This is a genomic window from Amycolatopsis japonica (assembly GCF_000732925.1).
Lineage (GTDB): Bacteria > Actinomycetota > Actinomycetes > Mycobacteriales > Pseudonocardiaceae > Amycolatopsis > Amycolatopsis japonica.
The window spans coordinates 7,185,001-7,203,747 of sequence record NZ_CP008953.1; the positions used below are offsets into that span (position 1 = coordinate 7,185,001).

At 68.6% G+C, this 18,747-nt stretch carries 13 protein-coding genes (1 of these 13 only partly in view); 5 read left to right on the forward strand and 8 right to left on the reverse strand.

What is annotated here, in order from left to right:
* The 3 genes from AJAP_RS33040 to AJAP_RS33050 all read right to left on the reverse strand — a co-directional run.
* A protein-coding gene (locus tag AJAP_RS33040) for an amidase (RefSeq protein ID WP_038518807.1) crosses the window boundary here: on the reverse strand, positions 1 to 1,097 show its 5' portion. 466 nt of this gene lie to the left of the window's left edge; 1,097 of the gene's 1,563 nt are visible here — the first part of the coding sequence; its start codon is at positions 1,095 to 1,097; the stop codon falls past the left edge of the window.
* Between the two features lie 14 nt (positions 1,098 to 1,111).
* Entirely contained in the window at positions 1,112 to 2,455 is a 1,344-nt protein-coding gene (glnA, locus tag AJAP_RS33045; protein ID WP_016331613.1) for a type I glutamate--ammonia ligase, read from the reverse strand.
* A 68-nt stretch (positions 2,456 to 2,523) separates the two neighbouring features.
* Positions 2,524 to 3,789 carry an MFS transporter gene (locus AJAP_RS33050; RefSeq protein ID WP_038524345.1) on the reverse strand — a complete coding sequence of 422 codons (1,266 nt, stop codon included), beginning with the start codon at positions 3,787 to 3,789 and terminating at the stop codon, positions 2,524 to 2,526.
* A gap of 89 nt (positions 3,790 to 3,878) precedes the next feature.
* Here AJAP_RS33050 and AJAP_RS33055 point away from each other — a divergent pair, with 89 nt between their 5' ends.
* Entirely contained in the window at positions 3,879 to 4,547 is a 669-nt protein-coding gene (locus AJAP_RS33055; RefSeq protein ID WP_038518809.1) for an LppX_LprAFG lipoprotein, read from the forward strand.
* 79 nt (positions 4,548 to 4,626) lie between these two features.
* Here the strand turns inward: AJAP_RS33055 and AJAP_RS33060 are convergent, their stop codons facing one another.
* Both AJAP_RS33060 and AJAP_RS33065 read right to left on the reverse strand, forming a co-directional pair.
* Positions 4,627 to 6,177: an alpha/beta hydrolase gene (locus tag AJAP_RS33060; RefSeq protein ID WP_084098417.1), complete on the reverse strand. Its 1,551-nt coding sequence runs from the start codon at positions 6,175 to 6,177 to the stop codon at positions 4,627 to 4,629.
* Between the two features lie 52 nt (positions 6,178 to 6,229).
* Positions 6,230 to 7,801 (reverse strand): alpha/beta hydrolase, encoded by a 1,572-nt coding sequence (locus AJAP_RS33065; RefSeq protein WP_179948476.1) that lies wholly within the window; start codon positions 7,799 to 7,801, stop codon positions 6,230 to 6,232.
* A gap of 149 nt (positions 7,802 to 7,950) precedes the next feature.
* Between AJAP_RS33065 and secA2 the strand changes: the two genes are divergently transcribed.
* Both secA2 and AJAP_RS33075 read left to right on the forward strand, forming a co-directional pair.
* Positions 7,951 to 10,278 carry an accessory Sec system translocase SecA2 gene (gene secA2 / locus AJAP_RS33070; RefSeq protein WP_038518811.1) on the forward strand — a complete coding sequence of 776 codons (2,328 nt, stop codon included), beginning with the start codon at positions 7,951 to 7,953 and terminating at the stop codon, positions 10,276 to 10,278.
* 148 nt (positions 10,279 to 10,426) lie between these two features.
* On the forward strand, positions 10,427 to 12,184 hold the full coding sequence (locus AJAP_RS33075) for an NAD+ synthase (protein WP_038524354.1): 1,758 nt from the start codon (positions 10,427 to 10,429) through the stop codon (positions 12,182 to 12,184).
* Here AJAP_RS33075 and AJAP_RS33080 read toward each other — a convergent pair.
* Complete coding sequence (locus AJAP_RS33080; RefSeq protein ID WP_037335714.1) at positions 12,155 to 12,781, reverse strand: VOC family protein; 627 nt, start codon at positions 12,779 to 12,781, stop codon at positions 12,155 to 12,157. The genes AJAP_RS33075 and AJAP_RS33080 overlap by 30 nt on opposite strands.
* 90 nt (positions 12,782 to 12,871) lie before the next feature.
* On the opposite strand from AJAP_RS33080, the gene AJAP_RS33085 reads away from it, so the two are divergent.
* Positions 12,872 to 13,408 (forward strand): methylated-DNA--[protein]-cysteine S-methyltransferase, encoded by a 537-nt coding sequence (locus AJAP_RS33085; protein ID WP_038518813.1) that lies wholly within the window; start codon positions 12,872 to 12,874, stop codon positions 13,406 to 13,408.
* A 3-nt stretch (positions 13,409 to 13,411) separates the two neighbouring features.
* On the opposite strand, the gene AJAP_RS33090 is transcribed toward AJAP_RS33085, so the two are convergent.
* Complete coding sequence (locus AJAP_RS33090) at positions 13,412 to 13,999, reverse strand: DinB family protein (RefSeq protein WP_038518815.1); 588 nt, start codon at positions 13,997 to 13,999, stop codon at positions 13,412 to 13,414.
* A gap of 94 nt (positions 14,000 to 14,093) precedes the next feature.
* A complete protein-coding gene (lysX, locus tag AJAP_RS33095) occupies positions 14,094 to 17,411 on the reverse strand; it encodes a bifunctional lysylphosphatidylglycerol synthetase/lysine--tRNA ligase LysX (RefSeq protein WP_038518817.1) in 3,318 nt (1,105 codons plus the stop codon).
* A gap of 244 nt (positions 17,412 to 17,655) precedes the next feature.
* Between lysX and panB the strand changes: the two genes are divergently transcribed.
* On the forward strand, positions 17,656 to 18,531 hold the full coding sequence (gene panB, locus AJAP_RS33100) for a 3-methyl-2-oxobutanoate hydroxymethyltransferase (RefSeq protein ID WP_038518819.1): 876 nt from the start codon (positions 17,656 to 17,658) through the stop codon (positions 18,529 to 18,531).
* The last annotated feature ends 216 nt before the right edge of the window (positions 18,532 to 18,747 follow it).

Here is an 18,747-nt window from a genome sequence, read left to right on the forward strand (position 1 = left end):
TCGGGGCGCGTGGCCAGGTAGCGATCGATGTCGCGGTGGAACTCGGTGAGCAGGGCCGGGAACTCCAGTTCGCCGAGCCTGGCCTGGTACGGCGGTGTCACTTCGACGACCTCGGCGCCCGCTTTGACCAGCGAATTCTTGGTCTTCGTCATCACCGCTTCGACGTCCGGGCCGAGGACCGGCAGGCGCCAGAGCCCGATCCGGGAGCCCTTCAGCACGCCGGGCCGCAGGTGCGCGGCGTAGTCGGTCGGCTGGTTCGGCGGGTACGTGCCGGTGGCCGGGTCGCTCGGGTCGCGGCCTTGGAGCGCGGACAGGGTCAGCGCGACGTCGACGACGTGCCTGGCCATGGGGCCGGCGGTGTCCTGTTCGGCCGAGATCGGCACGACGCCGGTGCGGCTGACCAGGCCGAGGCTCGGTTTGTGGCCCACGGTCGAGGTCATCCCGGCCGGGCAGACGATCGAGCCGTCGGTCTCACTGCCGATCGCCACCTGGGCGAGTGAAGCGGCCACACCGGCGGCGGATCCTGCCGACGACCCACACGGGTTGCGGTCGAGCACGTATGGGTTGTTCGTCTGTCCACCGACGCCCGACCACCCGGAAGTGGGTTTGGCGGCGCGGAAGTTCGCCCACTCGGACAGGTTCGCCTTGCCGAGGACGACCGCGCCCGCGTCGCGCAGGCGGCGGATCAGAGTCGCGTCCTTCGCGGGCTTGCTGCGCAGTGCGCGAGACCCCGCCGTCGTCTGCTGGGAGCGGGTGTCGACGTTGTCCTTCACCAGGACCGGGATGCCGTCCAGCGGTCCGCGCGTCTTGCCCGCGCGGCGCCGGACGTCGCTCTCCGCGGCTTGCGCGATCGCGGCCGGATTGACCGCGATGATCGCGTTCACCTTCCGGTCGACCTTGTGGATGCGGTCGAGATAAGCCGAGGTCAGGCCGACCGCGGTCAGCCGTCCGGAGGACATCCGGGCCTGGAGCGCGGGGATGTCGGCGGCGTCGAGATCGAGTGGTTTTCCGGCGGCCGATGCCGCTGGTGCGGCACTCGCCGCGATGGTCGCGGCGACCAACGCCGTCAAAACTCCGAACACCGGCCGCCGCACCATCAGGTCTCCTTCGTCTAGAGAACCGGAAGCAGGGTCCGCAGCTCGTACGGGGTCACCGCGCTGCGGTAGTTATCCCATTCAACACGTTTGTTGCGAAGGAAGAAGTCGTAAACGTGCTCTCCGAGCGCTTCGGGCAGAAGTTCCGATTTTTCCATCTCCGCCAGCGCCTCCCCGAGGTTCTGCGGGAGCTGGGCGTATCCGGCGGCGCGGCGCTCGGCGTCCGACAGCTGCCAGATGTTGTCCTCGGCGGGCGGCGGGAGCTCGTAGCCCTTCTCGATGCCCTTCAGACCGGCGGCCAGGATGACCGAGTACGCCAGATAGGGGTTGCACGCGGAGTCGAGCGTGCGGATCTCCACGCGGCGTGACGACGCCTTGCCGGGCGAGTACATCGGAACCCTGACCAGCGCGGAGCGGTTGGCGCGGCCCCACGAAACGGTGGTCGGGGCCTCGCTGCCGCTGATCAGCCGCTTGTAGGAGTTCACCCACTGGTTGGTGACCGCCGAGATCTCCTTCGCGTGGTGCAGGAGCCCCGCCACGAAGGCCTTGCCCGTCGCGGACAACTCGTACGGGTCTTCCGCGTCGTAGAAGGCGTTGCGATCGCCCTCGAACAGGCTCACGTGGGTGTGCATCCCGGAACCCGGCTGGTCGGTGAAGGGTTTCGGCATGAAGGTCGCGCGGACCCCCTGGGTGAGCGCGACCTCCTTGACCACGTAACGGAAGGTCATCACGTTGTCGGCCATGGTCAGCGCGTCGGCGTACCGGAGGTCGATCTCCTGCTGACCGGGCGCGCCCTCGTGGTGGCTGAACTCGACCGAGATCCCCATCGCTTCGAGCGTCTCGATGGCGTGGCGGCGGAAGTGCGTCGCGGTCGCGTGGCTGGCCTGGTCGAAATAGCCGCCGTTGTCCGCGGGCTCGGGCTCGCTGCCGTCGTCCGGCAGGTTCGAGAGCAGGAAGAACTCGATCTCAGGGTGGACGTAGCAGGTGAAGCCCGCTTCGCCCGCCTTCGAGAGCTGCCTGCGCAGGACGTGCCGGGGATCCGCCCAGGACGGGGAGCCGTCCGGCATCGCGATGTCGCAGAACATGCGCGCCGAGTACGGGCCGCCGTCCGGGGTCTCCCAGGGGAGGACCTGGAACGTGGCGGGGTCGGGCTTCGCGACCATGTCCGACTCGTAGACGCGCGCGAAGCCTTCGATGGCCGATCCGTCGAAGCCGATGCCCTCGCTGAAGGCGCCCTCGAGTTCGGCCGGCGCCACCGCGACGGACTTGAGGAACCCCAGCACATCCGTGAACCAGAGCCTGACGAAACGGATGTCGCGCTCTTCCAAGGTACGGAGCACGAACTCCTGCTGGCGATCCATGGCCGCACCCTAACGAGAACGTGTTAACGACATGTTTCGCGACGCGCCGATCGACCGGAAGTGGTGGATCACCCCACGAGGACCGGCTCGGGCTTGGCCGCCTTGGTGATCGACAGCGAAGCGACCGAAGCTATGACGGCGAGGCTCGCGGCGATGTACCAAGCGAGCGCGTAGCTGCCCGACGCGTCGCGGATCGCGCCGGCGCCGAAGGCCGCGAGACCGGCTCCGAGCTGGTGGCTGGCGAAAACCCAGCCGAAGACGATCGGCCCGGCGGCGCCGTATTGCCGGACACAGAGCGCGACGGTGGGCGGAACCGTCGCCACCCAGTCGAGGCCGTAGAAGACGATGAACGCCCACATGCTCGGTTCCACCGTTCCGCTCAACAGTTGCGGGAGCAGAGCGAGCGAAACGCCGCGAAGGGCGTAGTAGACGCCGAGCAGGATCCGGGGATCGACGCGGTCGGTGAGCCAGCCCGAGGCGATCGTGCCTGCGACGTCGAAGATGCCGACGAGGGCGAGAAGGCCGGCGGCGGTCGTCTGTGGCATGCCGTGGTCGTGCGCCGCGGGCACGAAGTGCGTGCTGACCAGGCCGTTCGTCGTGGCGCCGCAGATCGCGAAGCCGGCGGCGAGCAACCAGAACGTCCTCGTGCGCGCCGCCGAACCGAGGACCGACAGCGCGCGGCGGGCGGAACCACCCGTGCGGGCGACGGGAGCGACTTCGCCTGGCTCCGCTCCGTAGGCGGTCGTTCCGACGTCGGACGGGTGATCGCGGACCACCAGGAGAACGACGGGGACGACGGCCAGCGCGGCGATGGCGATGACGAGCGACGCCGTCCGCCAGCCTTCGTCGACGGCGAGGTTCGCCACGATCGGCAAGAAGATCAGCTGGCCGGTGGCGCCCGCCGCGGTGAGGACGCCGGTGACGACGCCGCGGCTGCGGACGAACCAGCGGGCGGCGACCGTGGCGGCGAAACTCATCGCCATCGAGCCGGTGCCGACGCCGACCAGCACGCCCCAGCAGAGGATGAGCTGCCAGCTCGCGTTCATGAACACCGTGCCGCCCGCGCCGATCGCGACGACGAACAACGCCGTCGAAGCGACGCGTCGCATGCCGAAGCGCTCCATGAGAGCCGCGGCGAAGGGCGAGAAGAGACCGTAGAGGACGAGGTTCACGGAGACGGCCGACGCGATCGTCGCGCGTGACCAGCCGAACTCGTTGTGAAGCGGGTCGATGAGCACGCCGGGGGCCGCGCGGAAACCGGCGGCGGCGAGCAGGGCGATGAATGCGGCGGCGGCGACGAACCACGCGCGGTGGAGACGGGTCTCGGTTTGCACGGATACAGCGTCATCGGCGGCGGCGATCGACGAAAGCGGCCGGAAGGACACTGTGCGCAAGATTCGGGCCATGGACATAGGCTCTGGCCATGCGCTGCCGTCACCTCGTGCCGGCGCTGCTGCTCACGGTCGGGCTCATCGGCGGTTGCGCGGGGTCTCCCCCGCTCCCGCCTGCCCAGGACTACGTGAGCGCGGCGGCCGACTCCCTCGTCTCGTTGCGCAGCGTGCGGTTCACGCTCGGGGTGAACGGTGTCGTCACCGGGTTGCCGGTGCGCGGGCTCAACGGCGAAGTCAGCCTCGAGGGCGGCGCGGTCGGTAAGGCCGATCTGCAGGACGACTTCGAACGGATGAAGGTCGACTACCGGCTGTCCGGCTCGGAGATCACGCTCAGTGGGCCCCGTGGGGAGCGGGTGATTCCGGCTTCGCCGCCGTACACGCCTGAAGCGATGCTCGGGCCTGAAGGTGGGCTTCGGAGGCTGCTGACCGGGGCGACCGAGTTGCGGGGCGAGCGGTGGGAGCGGGTGCAGGACACCGAGTCGTTCCGGATCGCCGCGAAGGTGCCGGCCGCGGTGATCGGCGGGATCGTGCCGGAAATCAAGTCGGACGTGTTCGTGAAGCTGTGGATTTCGCGGGACGAGCCGCGGCGGCTGGTGCGGGTGTGGTTGCAGGTGCCGCCGACGAAGCCGGAGGAGTTCGCGGTGATGCTGGAGTTGGCGTTGAGCAGGCATAACGCGGTGGTCGTGGGGGCCGGGCGGTAGCAAAGGTCCCCCGCTCCCTTTTGGGCGGGAAATGCCTGGTCAGCGGGCCCGGTGGTAGCAAAGGTCCCTTGCTCCCCCGCTAGGTGCAGCGGGTGTCGGGGGCGGGCAGTTCGCCATCGATCAGGTAGGCGAGGCCGGCGCTGTCGACGCACTCGTTGCCGTCGAGGAAGACAGTGTGCTGCGCGCCCTCGAACGTGAGCAAAGCTCCCTTGAGGTCCCTCGCCAGGTTCACACCGGACGCATACGGGGTCGCCGGGTCGTCGGTGGTCGAGATGATCAGGGGCTGCGGCAGGCCGTCGACATCCGGCTTGTGCACCTCCGACGTCGCGGGCACCGGCCACACCGAGCAGATGTCCAGTTCGCTCATGTCCGGCGTGCCGCCGGTCAGGAACGGCGCGCCCTGAAGCATCCGCCGGTGAGCGTCGTCGATGACGCGTCTGTCGGCGATCCGCGCACTGTCGACGCATCGGACGGCGAAGTACACGTCGAGGATGCCGGTGTACCGGCCGTCCGGCTCGCGGCCGTAGTAGTTGTCGGCCAGCGCGACCAGCGTCTTGCCACTTCCCCGCTTGAGCTCGGCGAACCCGTCGTTGAGGAATTTCCACGCGTCCTGCGAGTACAGCGCGGCACTGGTGCCGGTGATGGCGTCCTCGAACGAGAGCTTGCGGGTCCCCGCGGGTGCCGGGGCGGTGATCAGCGGCTGGACCAGGTCCTGGAACGCCTTCGTCATCGCGTCCGCGTCACGGCCGAGCGCGCAATCCGGGCGAGCCGCGCACCACTTGCCGAATTCGGCGAACGTGTTCTGGAAGCCCGCCATCTGTGTGACCAGCGATTCGGCGGTGTCGAGTTCGGGATCGACCGCGCCGTCGAGGAGCAGCGCCCGCACCTTGTCCGGGTAGGCCTCGGCATAGGCGGTCCCGATCTGCGTCCCGTACGAAAAGCCCAGGTAGGTGAGTTTCTCGTCGCCGAGGGCCGAGCGCAGGACGTCGAGATCGCGGACGACGTCCCTGGTCCCGATGTTGGCGAGAAGCTCTGTGCCGTGCTTCGTGCGCTCGGCGCACTTCGCGGCGTACGACTTGGCGTCGGCGAGCTGCTTCGCGATCCCGGCGGGCGTGGAGTCGCTTTCCGAATCTTCCGCGCGATCCGCGTCGCGTTCGGCATCGGTGAGGCAGACGAGCTTCGGCTCGCTGGTCCCGACGCCACGCGGATCGAATCCGACGATGTCGAAGCGCTCGGCCAGCGCCGCCGCGGGCCGCGACTTCGCGATCCGCGCCGCGGCCGAGACGCCCGAGCCACCGGGGCCACCCGGATTGAGCACGAGAGAGCCGATGCGTCTCCCGGAGCTTTTCGTCTTGTGCCGGAGGACGCCGATCGAGATCGTTTCGCCGTCCGGCTTCAGGTAGTCGAGCGGCACGGTGAGTTTCGCGCAGTCGAACGCCTTGTCCTTGAACGACGCGCACGCGCCCCACGCCAGTTTCTGCTTGCTGAACTTCTCGAGTGCCTTCGGGTCCGGAGTCGGCGACGCAGTGGTGGTCGGCGACGCCGACGGCGCGGGCTGTGGCTGCTGTGTCGTGCAGGAGGCGACCAGCACGGCGACAACGAGCACGGCCGGGACGCGGCGAAGGCTCATCTCGCGATCTTCGCAGCGTCCCGGCCGCTCAAGGCCCTTCGCGCCGAACTCGTTATTTGGCGGCGCAGCGCGTGCCCTCGTCCGGCAGGGCGCCGTTCACCAGGTAGTCGATACCGATCTGGTCGACGCACGACACGCCCTGGAGGAACACCGTGTGCTGGTTTCCCTCGAACGTGAGCAAAGCTCCCTTGATCGCTTTCGCGAGGTTGACGCCCGCCTGATACGGGGTCGCCGGATCGTTCGTGGTCGAGATGACCAGCGTCTTCGGCAGGCCCTCGACGTTCGGCTGATGCGGTTCCGAGGTGTTCGGCACGGGCCAGAAGGCGCAGGAGTCACGTGCGGCTCCGTCCGGCTTGCCGTCGTCGAGGAACGGCGCCGCCTGCGCGTACCGCTTCTGCGCGTCGAGGATCTTCGCCGGATCGGTGACCCGGGGGTCGTCGACGCAGCGGATCGCGACGAAGGCGTCCTGCGTCGTCCCGTAGCGGCCGTCGGCGCCGCGCTCGTTGTAGAGGTCGGCCAGTTTTTCCAGGCCGTCGCCGCGCTGGCGCTTCAGGTCGTTGAGCGCGGAGTTCAGCGGTTCCCAGAGATCTTCCTGGTAGAGGGCCTGTATCACGCCCGTCGTCGCGTCCTCGTACGACAGTTTCCGGCCGTCGCTGACCGGCACCGGGAAGTCGATCAGGGGCCGCACCAGGTCTTGGAACGCCTTCGTCACGCCGGCGGCGTCGCGCCCCAGTGCGCAGTCCTCACGCGCGGCGCACCAGTTCGAGAACTCCCCGAACGCCTTGCCGAAACCCTGACCCTGCCCGACCAGCGACTCCACCGCGTCCTGCTCCGGGTCGACGGCTCCGTCGAGCACCAGCGCGCGGACGTTCGCCGGGAACGCCTCGGCGTAGGCGGACCCGATCCGCGTCCCGTAGGAGTAGCCGAGATAGTTCAGCTTCGGCTCGCCGAGGACCGATCGCAGGATGTCCATGTCCTTGACGACGTCACGCGTGCCCAGGTTCGCGAGCATCGCGGCGCCGTGTTCGGTCCGCTCGGCACACTTCGCCGCGAAGTCCTGGGACTCGGCCTCCTGCTTTTTCACCCCCTCGGGTGAGCCGTCGGTCTCGCTGTCGTCCGCGCGGTCCGCGTCGCGTTCGGCGTCGGTCAGGCAGCGGACCTGGGGCTGGCTCGCGCCGATGCCGCGCGGGTCGAAGCCGACCATGTCGAAGCGCTTGCCCAGCTCGTTCGTCGCCGTCCGGGAGGCGAGACCGGCCGCGGCCTGCATCCCGGAAGCGCCGGGGCCGCCGGGATTGACCACGAGCGCCCCAATCCTTTCGTCGGTATCCAGCGCCTTGCGGCGCAACAGGCCGAGCGTGATCGAGTCGCCTTCGGGCTTCGCGTAGTCGAGCGGGACGGTGAGCCGGGCGCACTGTGCGTCCTTCACTCGAAACGCCGCTTTCGCGTCATCGGATGTCGCGTAGGGTGCACAGTCGGCCCAGGTCAGGCTCTGTCCGTACAACTTCTCCAGTCCGGCGGGCACCGGTCCGGTCGGAGCGTGCGACTCGGTGGCCGGAGGCGGCGGCTGGGTTCTACCCTCTCCCGACGAGCACGCGGCGACGGTGACCGCGAGCAGGCCGGACAGCGTGATCGCGGCGAATCGACGGGCACGGGACCTGGCGCTGACATGAGTGGACACGGTTGGATCGTGCCATCGGCCGTGGAACTCGGCCGCACCACCACTGCGTTGGTGATACGGGTGCGGACGGCAGAAGAGCAGACGGGAGCACAGGGGTGGCAGCACTGATCAGCCGGGTGGGCAAGAAGCTGCGCCGGATCATCCAGCGGCCGGGCAGCGTCGAGCTGACCCGCTACGAAGCGCTGCTGCCGGCCATCGAGAAGCTCGAGCCCGAGTTGGAGAAGCTCTCCGACGAGGAGCTGACAGAGCGGGCCGGCAAGCTTCGGGAAGCCGCTTCCTTCGGCAACGAACAGCTGATCGAGGTCTGCGCGCTCGGTCGCGAGGCCGCGCGGCGGGCACTCGGCGAGCGTGCCTTCGATGTCCAGTTGCTGGGCACGATGGGCCTGCTCAGCGGGCATATCGTGCAGATGGAGACCGGTGAGGGCAAGACGCTGGCGGGTGCGCTGGCCGGCGCCGGGTACGCCCTGCGCGGGAAGCACGTCCACGTCGTCACGGTGAACGACTACCTCGCCCGTCGTGACGCGGAGTGGATGGGCCCGATCTACGCCCTGCTCGGCGTCTCCGTCGGCTGGGTCGAGCCCGCGCATTCCCGCGACGAACGCCGCGAGGCGTACGCGAAGGAGGTCACGTACGGCGCCGTCAGCGAGATCGGCTTCGACGTGCTGCGCGACCGCCTGGTGACGCGCGAAGAGGACCTCGTCCAGCGCGAGCCGGAGGTGGCGATCGTCGACGAGGCCGACTCGGTGCTGGTCGACGAGGCCCGCGTGCCGCTGGTGATGGCCGGATCGATCGACCACACCGACGCCGACGAAGAGGTCGCGAACATCGTCCGGCGGCTGCGGCTCGGGCTCCACTACGAGACCGACGCCGACGGCCGCAACGCCTGGCTGACCAAGGCCGGCGCTTCGGTGGTCGAGAAGGCCCTCGGCGACGACATCAACCTCTACGACGAGACGGGCTCGGACAGGCTGCCCGCGGTGAACGTGGCGCTGCACGCGCACGCGCTGCTCACTCGCGACGTCGACTACCTCGTGCGCGACGGCAAGGTGCAGCTGATCAACGCCGCACGCGGCCGCGTCGCCGAACTTCAGCGCTGGCCGGACGGCCTCCAGGCCGCCGTCGAAGCGAAGGAGCAGGTCAAGGCGACCGACCGGGGCGAGATCCTCGACTCGATCACCGTGCAGGCGCTGCTGGCGCGTTATCCCGAGGTCGCGGGCATGACCGGTACCGCGGTCGCGGTCGCCGAACAGCTGCGCGAGTTCTACAAGCTCGAGGTCGCGGTCATCCCGCCGAACACGCCGAACATCCGTGAAGACCAGGAGGACCGGATCTTCGGGTCGCCGTCGCAGAAGCTGCGCGCGATCGAGGAGGAGATCCGGCGGGTGCACGAGAGCGGGCGGCCGATCCTCGTCGGCACCCAGGACGTCGCCGAATCCGAAGAGCTGGCCGAGAAGCTGGCGAAGGTCGACCTCGAATGCGTCGTGCTCAACGCGCGCAACGACGCCGAGGAGGCCGCGATCATCGCCGACGCCGGCAAGAAGGGCGCGGTCACCGTCTCGACCCAGATGGCGGGCCGAGGCACCGACATCCGGTTGGGCGGCAAGGACGGCGACGGCCGCGACGAGGTCGTCGAGCTGGGCGGCCTGCACGTGATCGGCACCGCCCGTTACCCGTCGAGCAGGCTGGACGGCCAGCTGCGCGGCCGGTCCGGGCGACAGGGCGACCCGGGCAGCGCGGTGTTCTTCGCCAGCCTGAACGACGAGCTCGTGCTGTCGAACGCGCCGGACATCCCCGAGGGCATCAGCTCGGACGTGGGCAGCGGCGAGATCGTCGACCCGGCGGCGCTGCGGCAGATCAACCACGCCCAGCGCGTCGCCGAGGGCGTCGACCTGGAGATCCACCGGAACACCTGGCGCTACACGCGGCTGATCGAGCGGCAGCGCGGCGAGCTGCTGGAGCACCGGGACAAGGTGCTGCGGACGGCGCACGCGGCGGAGGTGCTGGAGAAGGCGCACCCGGAGAAGTTCAAGGAGCTTTCGGAGAAGGTCGACGACGAGGCTCGCGTCGAGCAGCTGAGCCGCGAGGTGCTGCTGTTCCACATCGACCAGCTGTGGTCGGACCACCTGGCGTTCCTGACCGACGTGCGGGAGAGCATCCACCTGCGGGCGCTGGCGCGGGAGACGCCGATCGACGAATTCCACCGCGCGGCGATCCCCGAGTTCCACAAGATCATCCCGGAGGCGGCCGAGCGGGCGGCGAAGACGCTCGAGGAGGCCGAGATCACCGACAACGGGATCGACCTCGGTGACGCGGGGGTGCGGCGGGCGAACACGACGTGGACCTACCTGGTGCACGACAACCCGTTCGACTCCGACTTCGAGCAGACCATCAAGAAGGTACGGAGCATGATCAAGCGCAAGTAGCGCGCGGGGAGCGGGGGACCTTTGCTGTCACTCTCTTTTGGAGAGCGGTAGCAAAGGTCCCCCGCTCTCTTTTCGCGCCGCCGCACCCGGGTGGGCGATTCGGCACATCCGGTCGTCCCCGCGGACGCCGGTGGGTGAGAATGTCGGCATGCCGCAACTGCGCATCGCACTGGCCCAGGTCAACACCACCGTCGGCGACCTCGAAGGCAACGCCGAGCTCACCGTCGAGTGGACTCGCAAGGCCGCCGAAGCAGGCGCCCACATCGTCGTCTTCCCGGAGATGTCCCTCACCGGTTACCCCGTCGAGGACCTCTCCCTCCGCCCGACCTTCGCCTCCGCCTCGAAGCAGATGGTCGAAGTTCTCGCCCGGCGGCTCGAAGAAGCCGGCTGTGGCGAGGTGCTCACCTACATCGGCTACCTCGACCTGGACGAGACCGGCCCGCGTGACGCGGCCGCCGCGCTGTACCGCGGCGAAGTGGTCGCACGCCAGTTCAAGCACCACCTGCCCAACTACGGCGTCTTCGACGAGCACCGCTGGTTCAAGCCGGGCCAGGAGCTCGAAGTCGTCCGCTTCCACGGCGTCGACGTCGGCATGGTGATCTGCGAGGACGTCTGGCAGGACGGCGGCCCGATCTCCGCGCTGGGCAAGGCCGGAGTGGACCTCGTGGTCGCGCCCAACGCTTCGCCCTACGAGCGTGCGAAGGACGACATCCGCCTGCCGCTCATCGCCCGCCGCGCGGCCGAGGCCGGGGCGCCGCTGGTGTACACGAACCAGATCGGCGGTCAGGACGACCTCGTCTTCGACGGCGACTCGATCGTGGTCGGCGCGGACGGACGGCTGCTGGCGCGCGCACCGCAGTTCGTCGAGCACCTGCTCGTCGTCGACACGGACCTCGTCGCCGGTGGTCACACCGCCGAAGGCGAGTTCGAAGGCCTGCGGGTCAAGCGTCGCGTGCTCGGCGAAGACCCGGTCCCGGCGTACACCCCGAGCACCGAGTCCGCGATCAGCGAGCCGCTGTCGGACGAAGCCGAGGTGTGGCACGCGCTCGTCGTCGGTCTGCGGGACTACGTGCACAAGAACGGCTTCTCGTCGGTGACGTTCGGGTTCTCGGGCGGCATCGACTCGGCGGTCGTGGCGGCGCTGGCCGCCGACGCGCTGGGCGGCGACAACGTCTACGGCGTTTCGATGCCTTCGGAGTACTCCTCGGAGCACTCGAAGGGCGACGCCGAAGACCTCGCCCGCCGGATCGGCGCGCACTATCGCGTCGAACCGATCGCGGACATGGTCAAGGTCTACGTCGAGCAGCTTCAGCTGACCGGGCTCGCCGAGGAGAACATCCAGGCCCGTGTCCGCGGCATGCTGCTGATGGCGCTGTCCAATCAGGACGGTCACCTGGTGCTGGCGACCGGCAACAAGACCGAACTCGCCGTCGGCTACTCGACGATCTACGGCGACGCCGTCGGGGCCTTCGCGCCGATCAAGGACCTGTTCAAGACGCACGTCTGGCACTTGGCCAAGTGGCGCAACAAGGAAGCCGAGAAGAACGGCGAAACCCCGCCGATCCCGGAGAACTCGATCACCAAGCCGCCGTCCGCGGAGCTGCGCCCGGGTCAGCTGGACAGTGACTCGCTGCCCGACTACCTGATGCTCGACGACATCCTCGACGACTACATCGAGGGAGACCGCGGCTACGTCGACCTGGTCGACGCGGGCTTCGAGCCGGAGACCATCGACCGCGTGGTGCGAATGGTCGACAAGGCCGAATACAAGCGCCGCCAGTATCCGCCGGGCACCAAGATCACGTTCAAGGCGTTCGGGCGGGACCGGCGGCTGCCGATGACCAACGGCTGGCGGGAGGGCACCGTCGTGACCCGCTCAGCTCAGCGCGACCTGCTTCCCGGCTGAGTTCGTCAGCACGGCCACCAGGCCGGGCTTCTCGTCGCGCCGGACGAGCATGTCCATCCCGAGCGCGCGGACCGCGGCTTCGACCGCGGCCGGCTCGGGGTGGACGCCGGTGACCATGAGCAGCGGGATCGACGGGAGCCCCCGCGTCGTCGGATGCGGGGTGCTCCCCCAGTCGATGAGGAAGGGCGCGAGCCCGTCGAGGCCGCCCGCACCGGTGAGGCGCCAGGTCAGCAGTTCGCCGTCGTCGGTGGTCCGTGACATCTCGGACGCTTCGCCCGGGTCGTAGCCGCGTTGGCGTGCCTCAGCGATCGCTTCGTCGATGCCGTCCACACGCGCCGCCCAGGTGATCAGGGCGGGAGCGGTCAGCTCGTCGATGCCGAACGGACGCGGCCCGATGTGCTCGGGCTGATCCGGATCGGGACCGACCACCTCGAGGTAGGCACCGGCGCCCAGATCGGCCAGGTAGTTGGCCGTACCGAAACCGACATGCCTTCCGCCGCGTACCGGCGTGACGCCGGTCAGCTCGGCGACGCGCTCGACGGCCTCTTCGAGGTCCGGCCCGGCGTAGACGAGGTGATCCAGCACGAGGTCGCTCATGTCCATACTCCTACCGCAGCGACGGCTCCGGCGGCACCGCGGCCTGGCGATGGATCCGAAACTGTCGGACCGCTCTCGTACCCTGGGCTCATGACGGCACCGGGCTACTCCGTGTTCGGCACCGCGATCGGTGACTGCGGCATCGCGTGGAGCGAACGCGGGGTCATCGCGGTCCAGCTCCCCGAGGGCAGTGAAGAGAAGACGAGGGCGCGACTGGCCGCGCGTCTTCCTCAGGCGACCGAATCCACCCCACCGGAGGAGATCCAGCGCGCGATCGACGGGATCGTCTCGTTGATGGACGGCAAGCGCACGGACCTCACCGGCGTCGAACTCGATTACGAAGGAGTACCGGACTTCCACCACCGCGTGTACGAATTCATCCGCACGATCCCCGCGGGCAAGACGCTGACCTACGGCGACATCGCGAACATCCTCGGCATGCCCGGCGGCGCGCAGGCCGTGGGGCAGGCGATGGGCCGGAACCCGGTCCCGATCATCGTGCCGTGCCATCGCGTCCTCGCCGCCGGCGGCAAGGACGGCGGCTTCTCCGCGCGCGGAGGGGTCGCCACCAAGCGCCGGATGCTGGTCATCGAAGGCGCTTTGGCGGACGAACCGACCTTGTTCTAGGTTCTAGTCGCTCTGACCCGGCGACCAGGGCTTGAGCCAAGGTGTCTCCGGCCAGCCTTCCGCGGCGGCCATCAACGGGATCGCCGTCGCGCCGTCGATGTGCTCGCGGATGATGTCGGCGTGCCCGGCGTGCCGTGCGGTCTCCTCGATGAGGTGGAGCAGCACCCAGCGGACCGACCACGCGTCGACGTCCTGGGGGTACCAGGGCACGCCCTTGGGCACCGGGACCGGCTGGCCGAGGTCGGCGATACCCGCGATGACGTCCGCGGTGCGGCGGGCGACTTCGTCGTAGCGCGCGAAGACGTCTTCGAGCGTCTCGCCGTCAGCCATCACGTAGCCGGCTTCGTACTCCTTCATCGCCTCGTCCATCGGCTTCGAGGGCTTCTGAAGGAGGATGTCGATCCAGCCGTCTTCGGTGAACGCGGTGTGTTTGATCAGGCCGCCGACGCTCAGTGAGCTTCTGGTCGGGACGGCTCTGGCCTGTTCTTCGGTGAGGCCGTGCGCGGCGATGCGCAGGACGTGGCGTTGCTGCTCGAGGTACGCGAGGAGTCCTTCGCGCTCGTCGGCGACCGGGGGAACGTTTCCAGCCATGATGGCTCCTTCCGTTGGAAGAGGATCATGGCACCCGGCACCGGCTTCCTGGGGCGATTCGGCCCGGAAGGGAGCAAGGGACCTTTGCTACCACTTACCCCTGCGGCCGCACGAACGGGAACAGCACCGTCTGCCGGATCGACGCCCCGGTCAGCATCATCAGCAGCCGGTCGACGCCGATGCCGAGCCCGCCGGTCGGCGGCATCCCGTGTTCGAGCGCGAGCAGGAAGTCCTCGTCAAGCTCCATCGCCTCGACGTCCCCGCTCGCGGCGCGCAGCGACTGGGCCTCCAGCCGCCGTCGTTGCTCGAGCGGGTCGGTCAGCTCGGTATAGGCCGTGCCGACCTCGGAGCCGAACGCGATCAGGTCCCAGCGCTCGGCCAGCCGCGGGTCCACGCGATGTTGCCGGGTCAGCGGCGAGACGTCGGTCGGATAGTCGGTGTAGAAGGTCGGCAGCACGGTCGCGCCTTCGACCAGGTGCTCGTGCGCCTTCAGCACGAGATCGCCGTGCCCGGCGTCCTCGTTCACCGGCACCCCGGCCGCGCGGCACAGCCGCTGGAGTTCGGCGACGGAGGTGCTCGCGTCGATCTTCTCCCCGAGCGCAGCCGAGACGGCTTCGTGGACCGGGATCACCGGCCAGTCACCGGAAATGTCGTACTCGACGACCTTCCCGTCCGGCCCCGGACGGCGAACCACCTGCGCGCCGTACGCGGCCTCCGCGGCGCACTGCACGAGTTCGCGCGTCAAGGTCCGCATGGTGTTGTAGTCGGCATACGCCTGATATGCCTCCAGCATGGTGAATTCGGGGTTGTGCGTCGCGTCGACACCCTCGTTGCGGAAGTTCCGGTTCAGCTCGAAGACTCGCTCGACGCCCGCCACGCAAAGCCGCTTCAGGTAGAGCTCGGGCGCGATCCGCAGGTACATCCGCATGTCGTAGGCGTTGATATGCGTGATGAACGGGCGGGCGTTGGCGCCGCCGTGCACGGTCTGCAACATCGGCGTCTCGACTTCGAGGTAGTCGCCCTGGTGCAGCCGCTCCCGCACCGCGCGCACGACGGTCGAACGCATCCGCAGCATCGCCGTCGAGTCCGGGTTCACCGCGAGGTCCAGGTACCGCTGCCGCACCCGCGTCTCCGGGTCGGTGAGGCCTTTTCGCTTGTCCGGCAACGGATGCAGGCTCTTCGCCGTCACGGTCCATTCGTCGACGAGCACGGAAAGCTCACCGCGCCGCGACGTCACGACCTGCCCGCTCACGCCGACATGGTCACCGAGGTCGACGCCTCGCCGCCAACCGCCGAGGTCGAGCACGGAGGCGTCGAGCATCAGCTGGATCTCGCCGCTGAAATCCTTGACCCGCGCGAAACAGAGCCCACCGAGGTTGCGCATCGCGAGCACCCGGCCCGCGACGCGGACCCGATGACCGGTGTGGGTGTCCGGGCTCAGATCGCCGAACTTCGAAACGACGTCGCCGAGCAGATCTTCCCGGGCGAAACCGACCGGGTAGGGGTCGATCCCGGCTTCCCGCAAGCGATCCAGCTTCGCCATCCGCACACGGACCTGGTCGGGGCGGCGTACCTCCTTGGGCGCGGGAGTGGCCGCGTTCGCTTCGATACGGTGGACTTCGGCGACGAATTCCTCGGTGACCGTCTCCAGTTTCAGCGCCCGTCCCGATCGTCCTGTCGGGACGAAACCTTCGAGCGCGCCGGCGACGATACCGACCCGCGGCAGCCGTCGAGCCGAGGAATAGCACAGGAAACGCGGCTCCCAGTCGGGCCCGTACTTGGCGTTGGACCGGTAGAGCGATTCCAGCTGGAAGAACCGTGACGCCATGCTGAGCACGCCGCGCCAGGCGCGCAGCACCGGGCCCGCGCCGATCCGCTCTCCCTCGGAGAAGACCGCGCGGAACATCGCGAAGTTCAGCGAAATCCGTTGCGCGCCAAGGTGTGAGCTCGCCGCGACGACCTCGGCGACCATGTACTCGTTGAGCCCGTTCTCGGCGTCGCGGTCGCGCCGCATCAGGTCGAGCGACAGGCCTCGACGGCCCCACGGCACGAACGACAGCATGCCGCGAAGCTCGCCCTTGGCGTCGTACGCCTCCACCATCACGCTACGGCCGTCGCTCGGATCGCCGAGCCTGCCGAGCGCCATCGAGAACCCGCGTTCGGTCTCCGCGCCACGCCATTGCTGCGCGTGCAGCAACAGCCCCGCCATTTCGTCGGCCGGGATTTCGCTGTGCCGCCGGACTTTCGTGCTGTATCCGGCCCTTTCGATCCGTTTGACCGCTTGCCGGACCGAGCGGCGTTCCGGCCCGGCGAGGCTGAAGTCACGGACGTCGAGGACGGCTTCGTCGCCGATCTCCAGCGCGCGAAGGCCCGCGTCGGCGTAGACCTTCGCGCCGTGTTCGCTCGCGCCGAGCACGCCCGGCGTCCAGCCGTAGGTGCGCGCCTCGTTCAGCCAGGCGCGGACCGCGTCGGGCCAGGCGTCGGGATCGCCGATGGGATCCGCGCTCGCGACACTGGTGCCCGCGAGCACACGGTAGGCCACGGCGGCGCGGCCATTCGGCGAGAAGACGACGCTCTTCTCGCGCCTGGTGGCGAAATAGCCGAGGGAGTCGTCTTCGCCGTGTTCGGCCAGAAGACGGCGTACGCGCAGTTCTTCCTCGTCTGTCCTCAAGCGACGGCTGCGCACGCCGCGGAAGAGCGTGTACAGCGCGGCCGTCGCGACCGCCGTGGCGCTGAGGTCGAGCACGAGATCGAGCCAGGCGGGCCCTTCGCCGATGCCGACCCGGCGCAGCTGGATGTTCTCCCCGGTCGTGTGGTTGACCACCCAGGCGAACCGCGCCCAGGTGTCGGCGAGACGACCAGGAAAGGCTTCGCTCAAGCCCCAACCGACCAGGATGACCGCGGCCAAGCCGCCGAACAGCACCGTGAAGCCGTCACGCCAGGCGCCGGGCGCGAGCCGGGCGGGGAACGCGGGACGCAGGATCCAGAGGAACGCGATCATCCCGATCGAGATCAGGTCGGCGATGGCCAGTACCCACACCTGATGCGGGATGTGCCGGACCTGCCACGGACCCAGTTTCAGCAGTTCGGGCGACCACAGCAGGGCGGCCTGGAAGGCCAGCGTCACCGCCAGGCCGCCGACCTGGAACAGCAGAAGCGTGTAGAGGGCCGCTCGTTTGCGGCGGCGAAGCGCGGCACCGAGGACCACGAGCAGCAAGACGATCACGAGGCTCGCGTTCGTCGGGATGCTCAAGGCCGAGAAGGCGATGTCACCCGTCCTGAGCACCGGCCCCTTCACGCCGCCGGCGAGCAGGAGGATCACCGAGAACACGGCCGCGAGCTGCACGAGGGTGGCGACGATCCCGCCGGCCCTCGCCTTCCACGGCGCGACTCGGCTCACTGGGTTTGCCATTCTGGTCCTTCGCGGTACACACAGGGGATCGACAGCTGTACTTACTTGACGTCACACAACCCTGTGTGGTTGTCAACGATCATCATCCTCTGGTCTGAATTTCCTCATCCACAGGCGTGACGCCGCGGTGTGAAGCTGGTCGCAGGCCCTTGGGAGCGGTATCCGGGCATGTCAGGCTTTGTCCTGTTCAGCTCCACGACCCGGGGACCTCTTCGAGGCCTCGAGGGAAGGACGGTCGACAAGGATGTCTGCCACCGAAAAGGATTCCGGCGAGCTCACCGCTCCGTACGGGACCGGCGCGGCGCCCCAGGCCACATCTGGGAAGAAGGTCCGCATACATCACCTTCGCGACATGAAGGAGCGCGGCGAAGCCTGGCCGATGCTCACCGCCTACGACATGTACACCGCCGCGCTGTTCGACGAAGTGGGCATTCCCGTGCTGCTCGTCGGGGATTCCGCGTCGAACAACGTGTTCGGTTACGACACTTCGCTTCCGGTGACCGTGGAGGAGCTGCTTCCGTTGGTCCGCGCGGTCACCCGATCGGTGAAGCGGTCCCTGGTCGTCGCCGATCTGCCGTTCGGTTCGTATCAGCTTTCACCGCAGCAGGCGCTCGAGACGTCGGTGCGGTTCATGAAGGAAGGCCGCGCGCACGCGGTGAAACTCGAAGGCGGACGGAAATTCGCTCCGCACGTCGAGGCGCTGACGTCGGCCGGCGTCCCCGTGATGGGACATATCGGATTCACGCCGCAGAGTGAACACAATCTGGGCGGCTACCGCGTCCAGGGGCGCGGCGAAGCGGCCGAAGCGCTGCTCGCCGACGCGCTCGCCCTGGAGGAGGCCGGCGCCTTCGCGGTCGTCATGGAGATGGTGCCCGCCGAAGCGGCGAAGCGGATCACGCACGAACTGAAGATCCCGACCGTCGGCATCGGCGCCGGGCCGGACTGCGACGCGCAGGTGCTCGTCTGGCAGGACATGGCCGGGCTTCGGCGCGGCAAGACCCCTCGCTTCGTGAAGAAGTACGCCGACCTCGCCGGCGTGCTGGCCGGGGCGGCGTCCGCGTTCGCGGAGGACGTCCGGCGAGGCGAATTCCCGGCGCCGGAGCACTCCTTCCACGACTGACCCGCCTCTGACCTGCAAAAAGAGAGCAAGGGACCTTTGCTACCACTCCCGACCGAGGAGCGCGGTAGCAAAGGTCCCTTGCTCTCTTTTCGGGTGGGCCCTGCCTGATCACCCTCCTTTAGTTGTTCACGTATATGAACTTCAATCATGTCCTTGACTCTCATTCGTAAAGAGGCTTAACGTCTAGCCCGTCGCCGCCACGACCGAATTTCGATC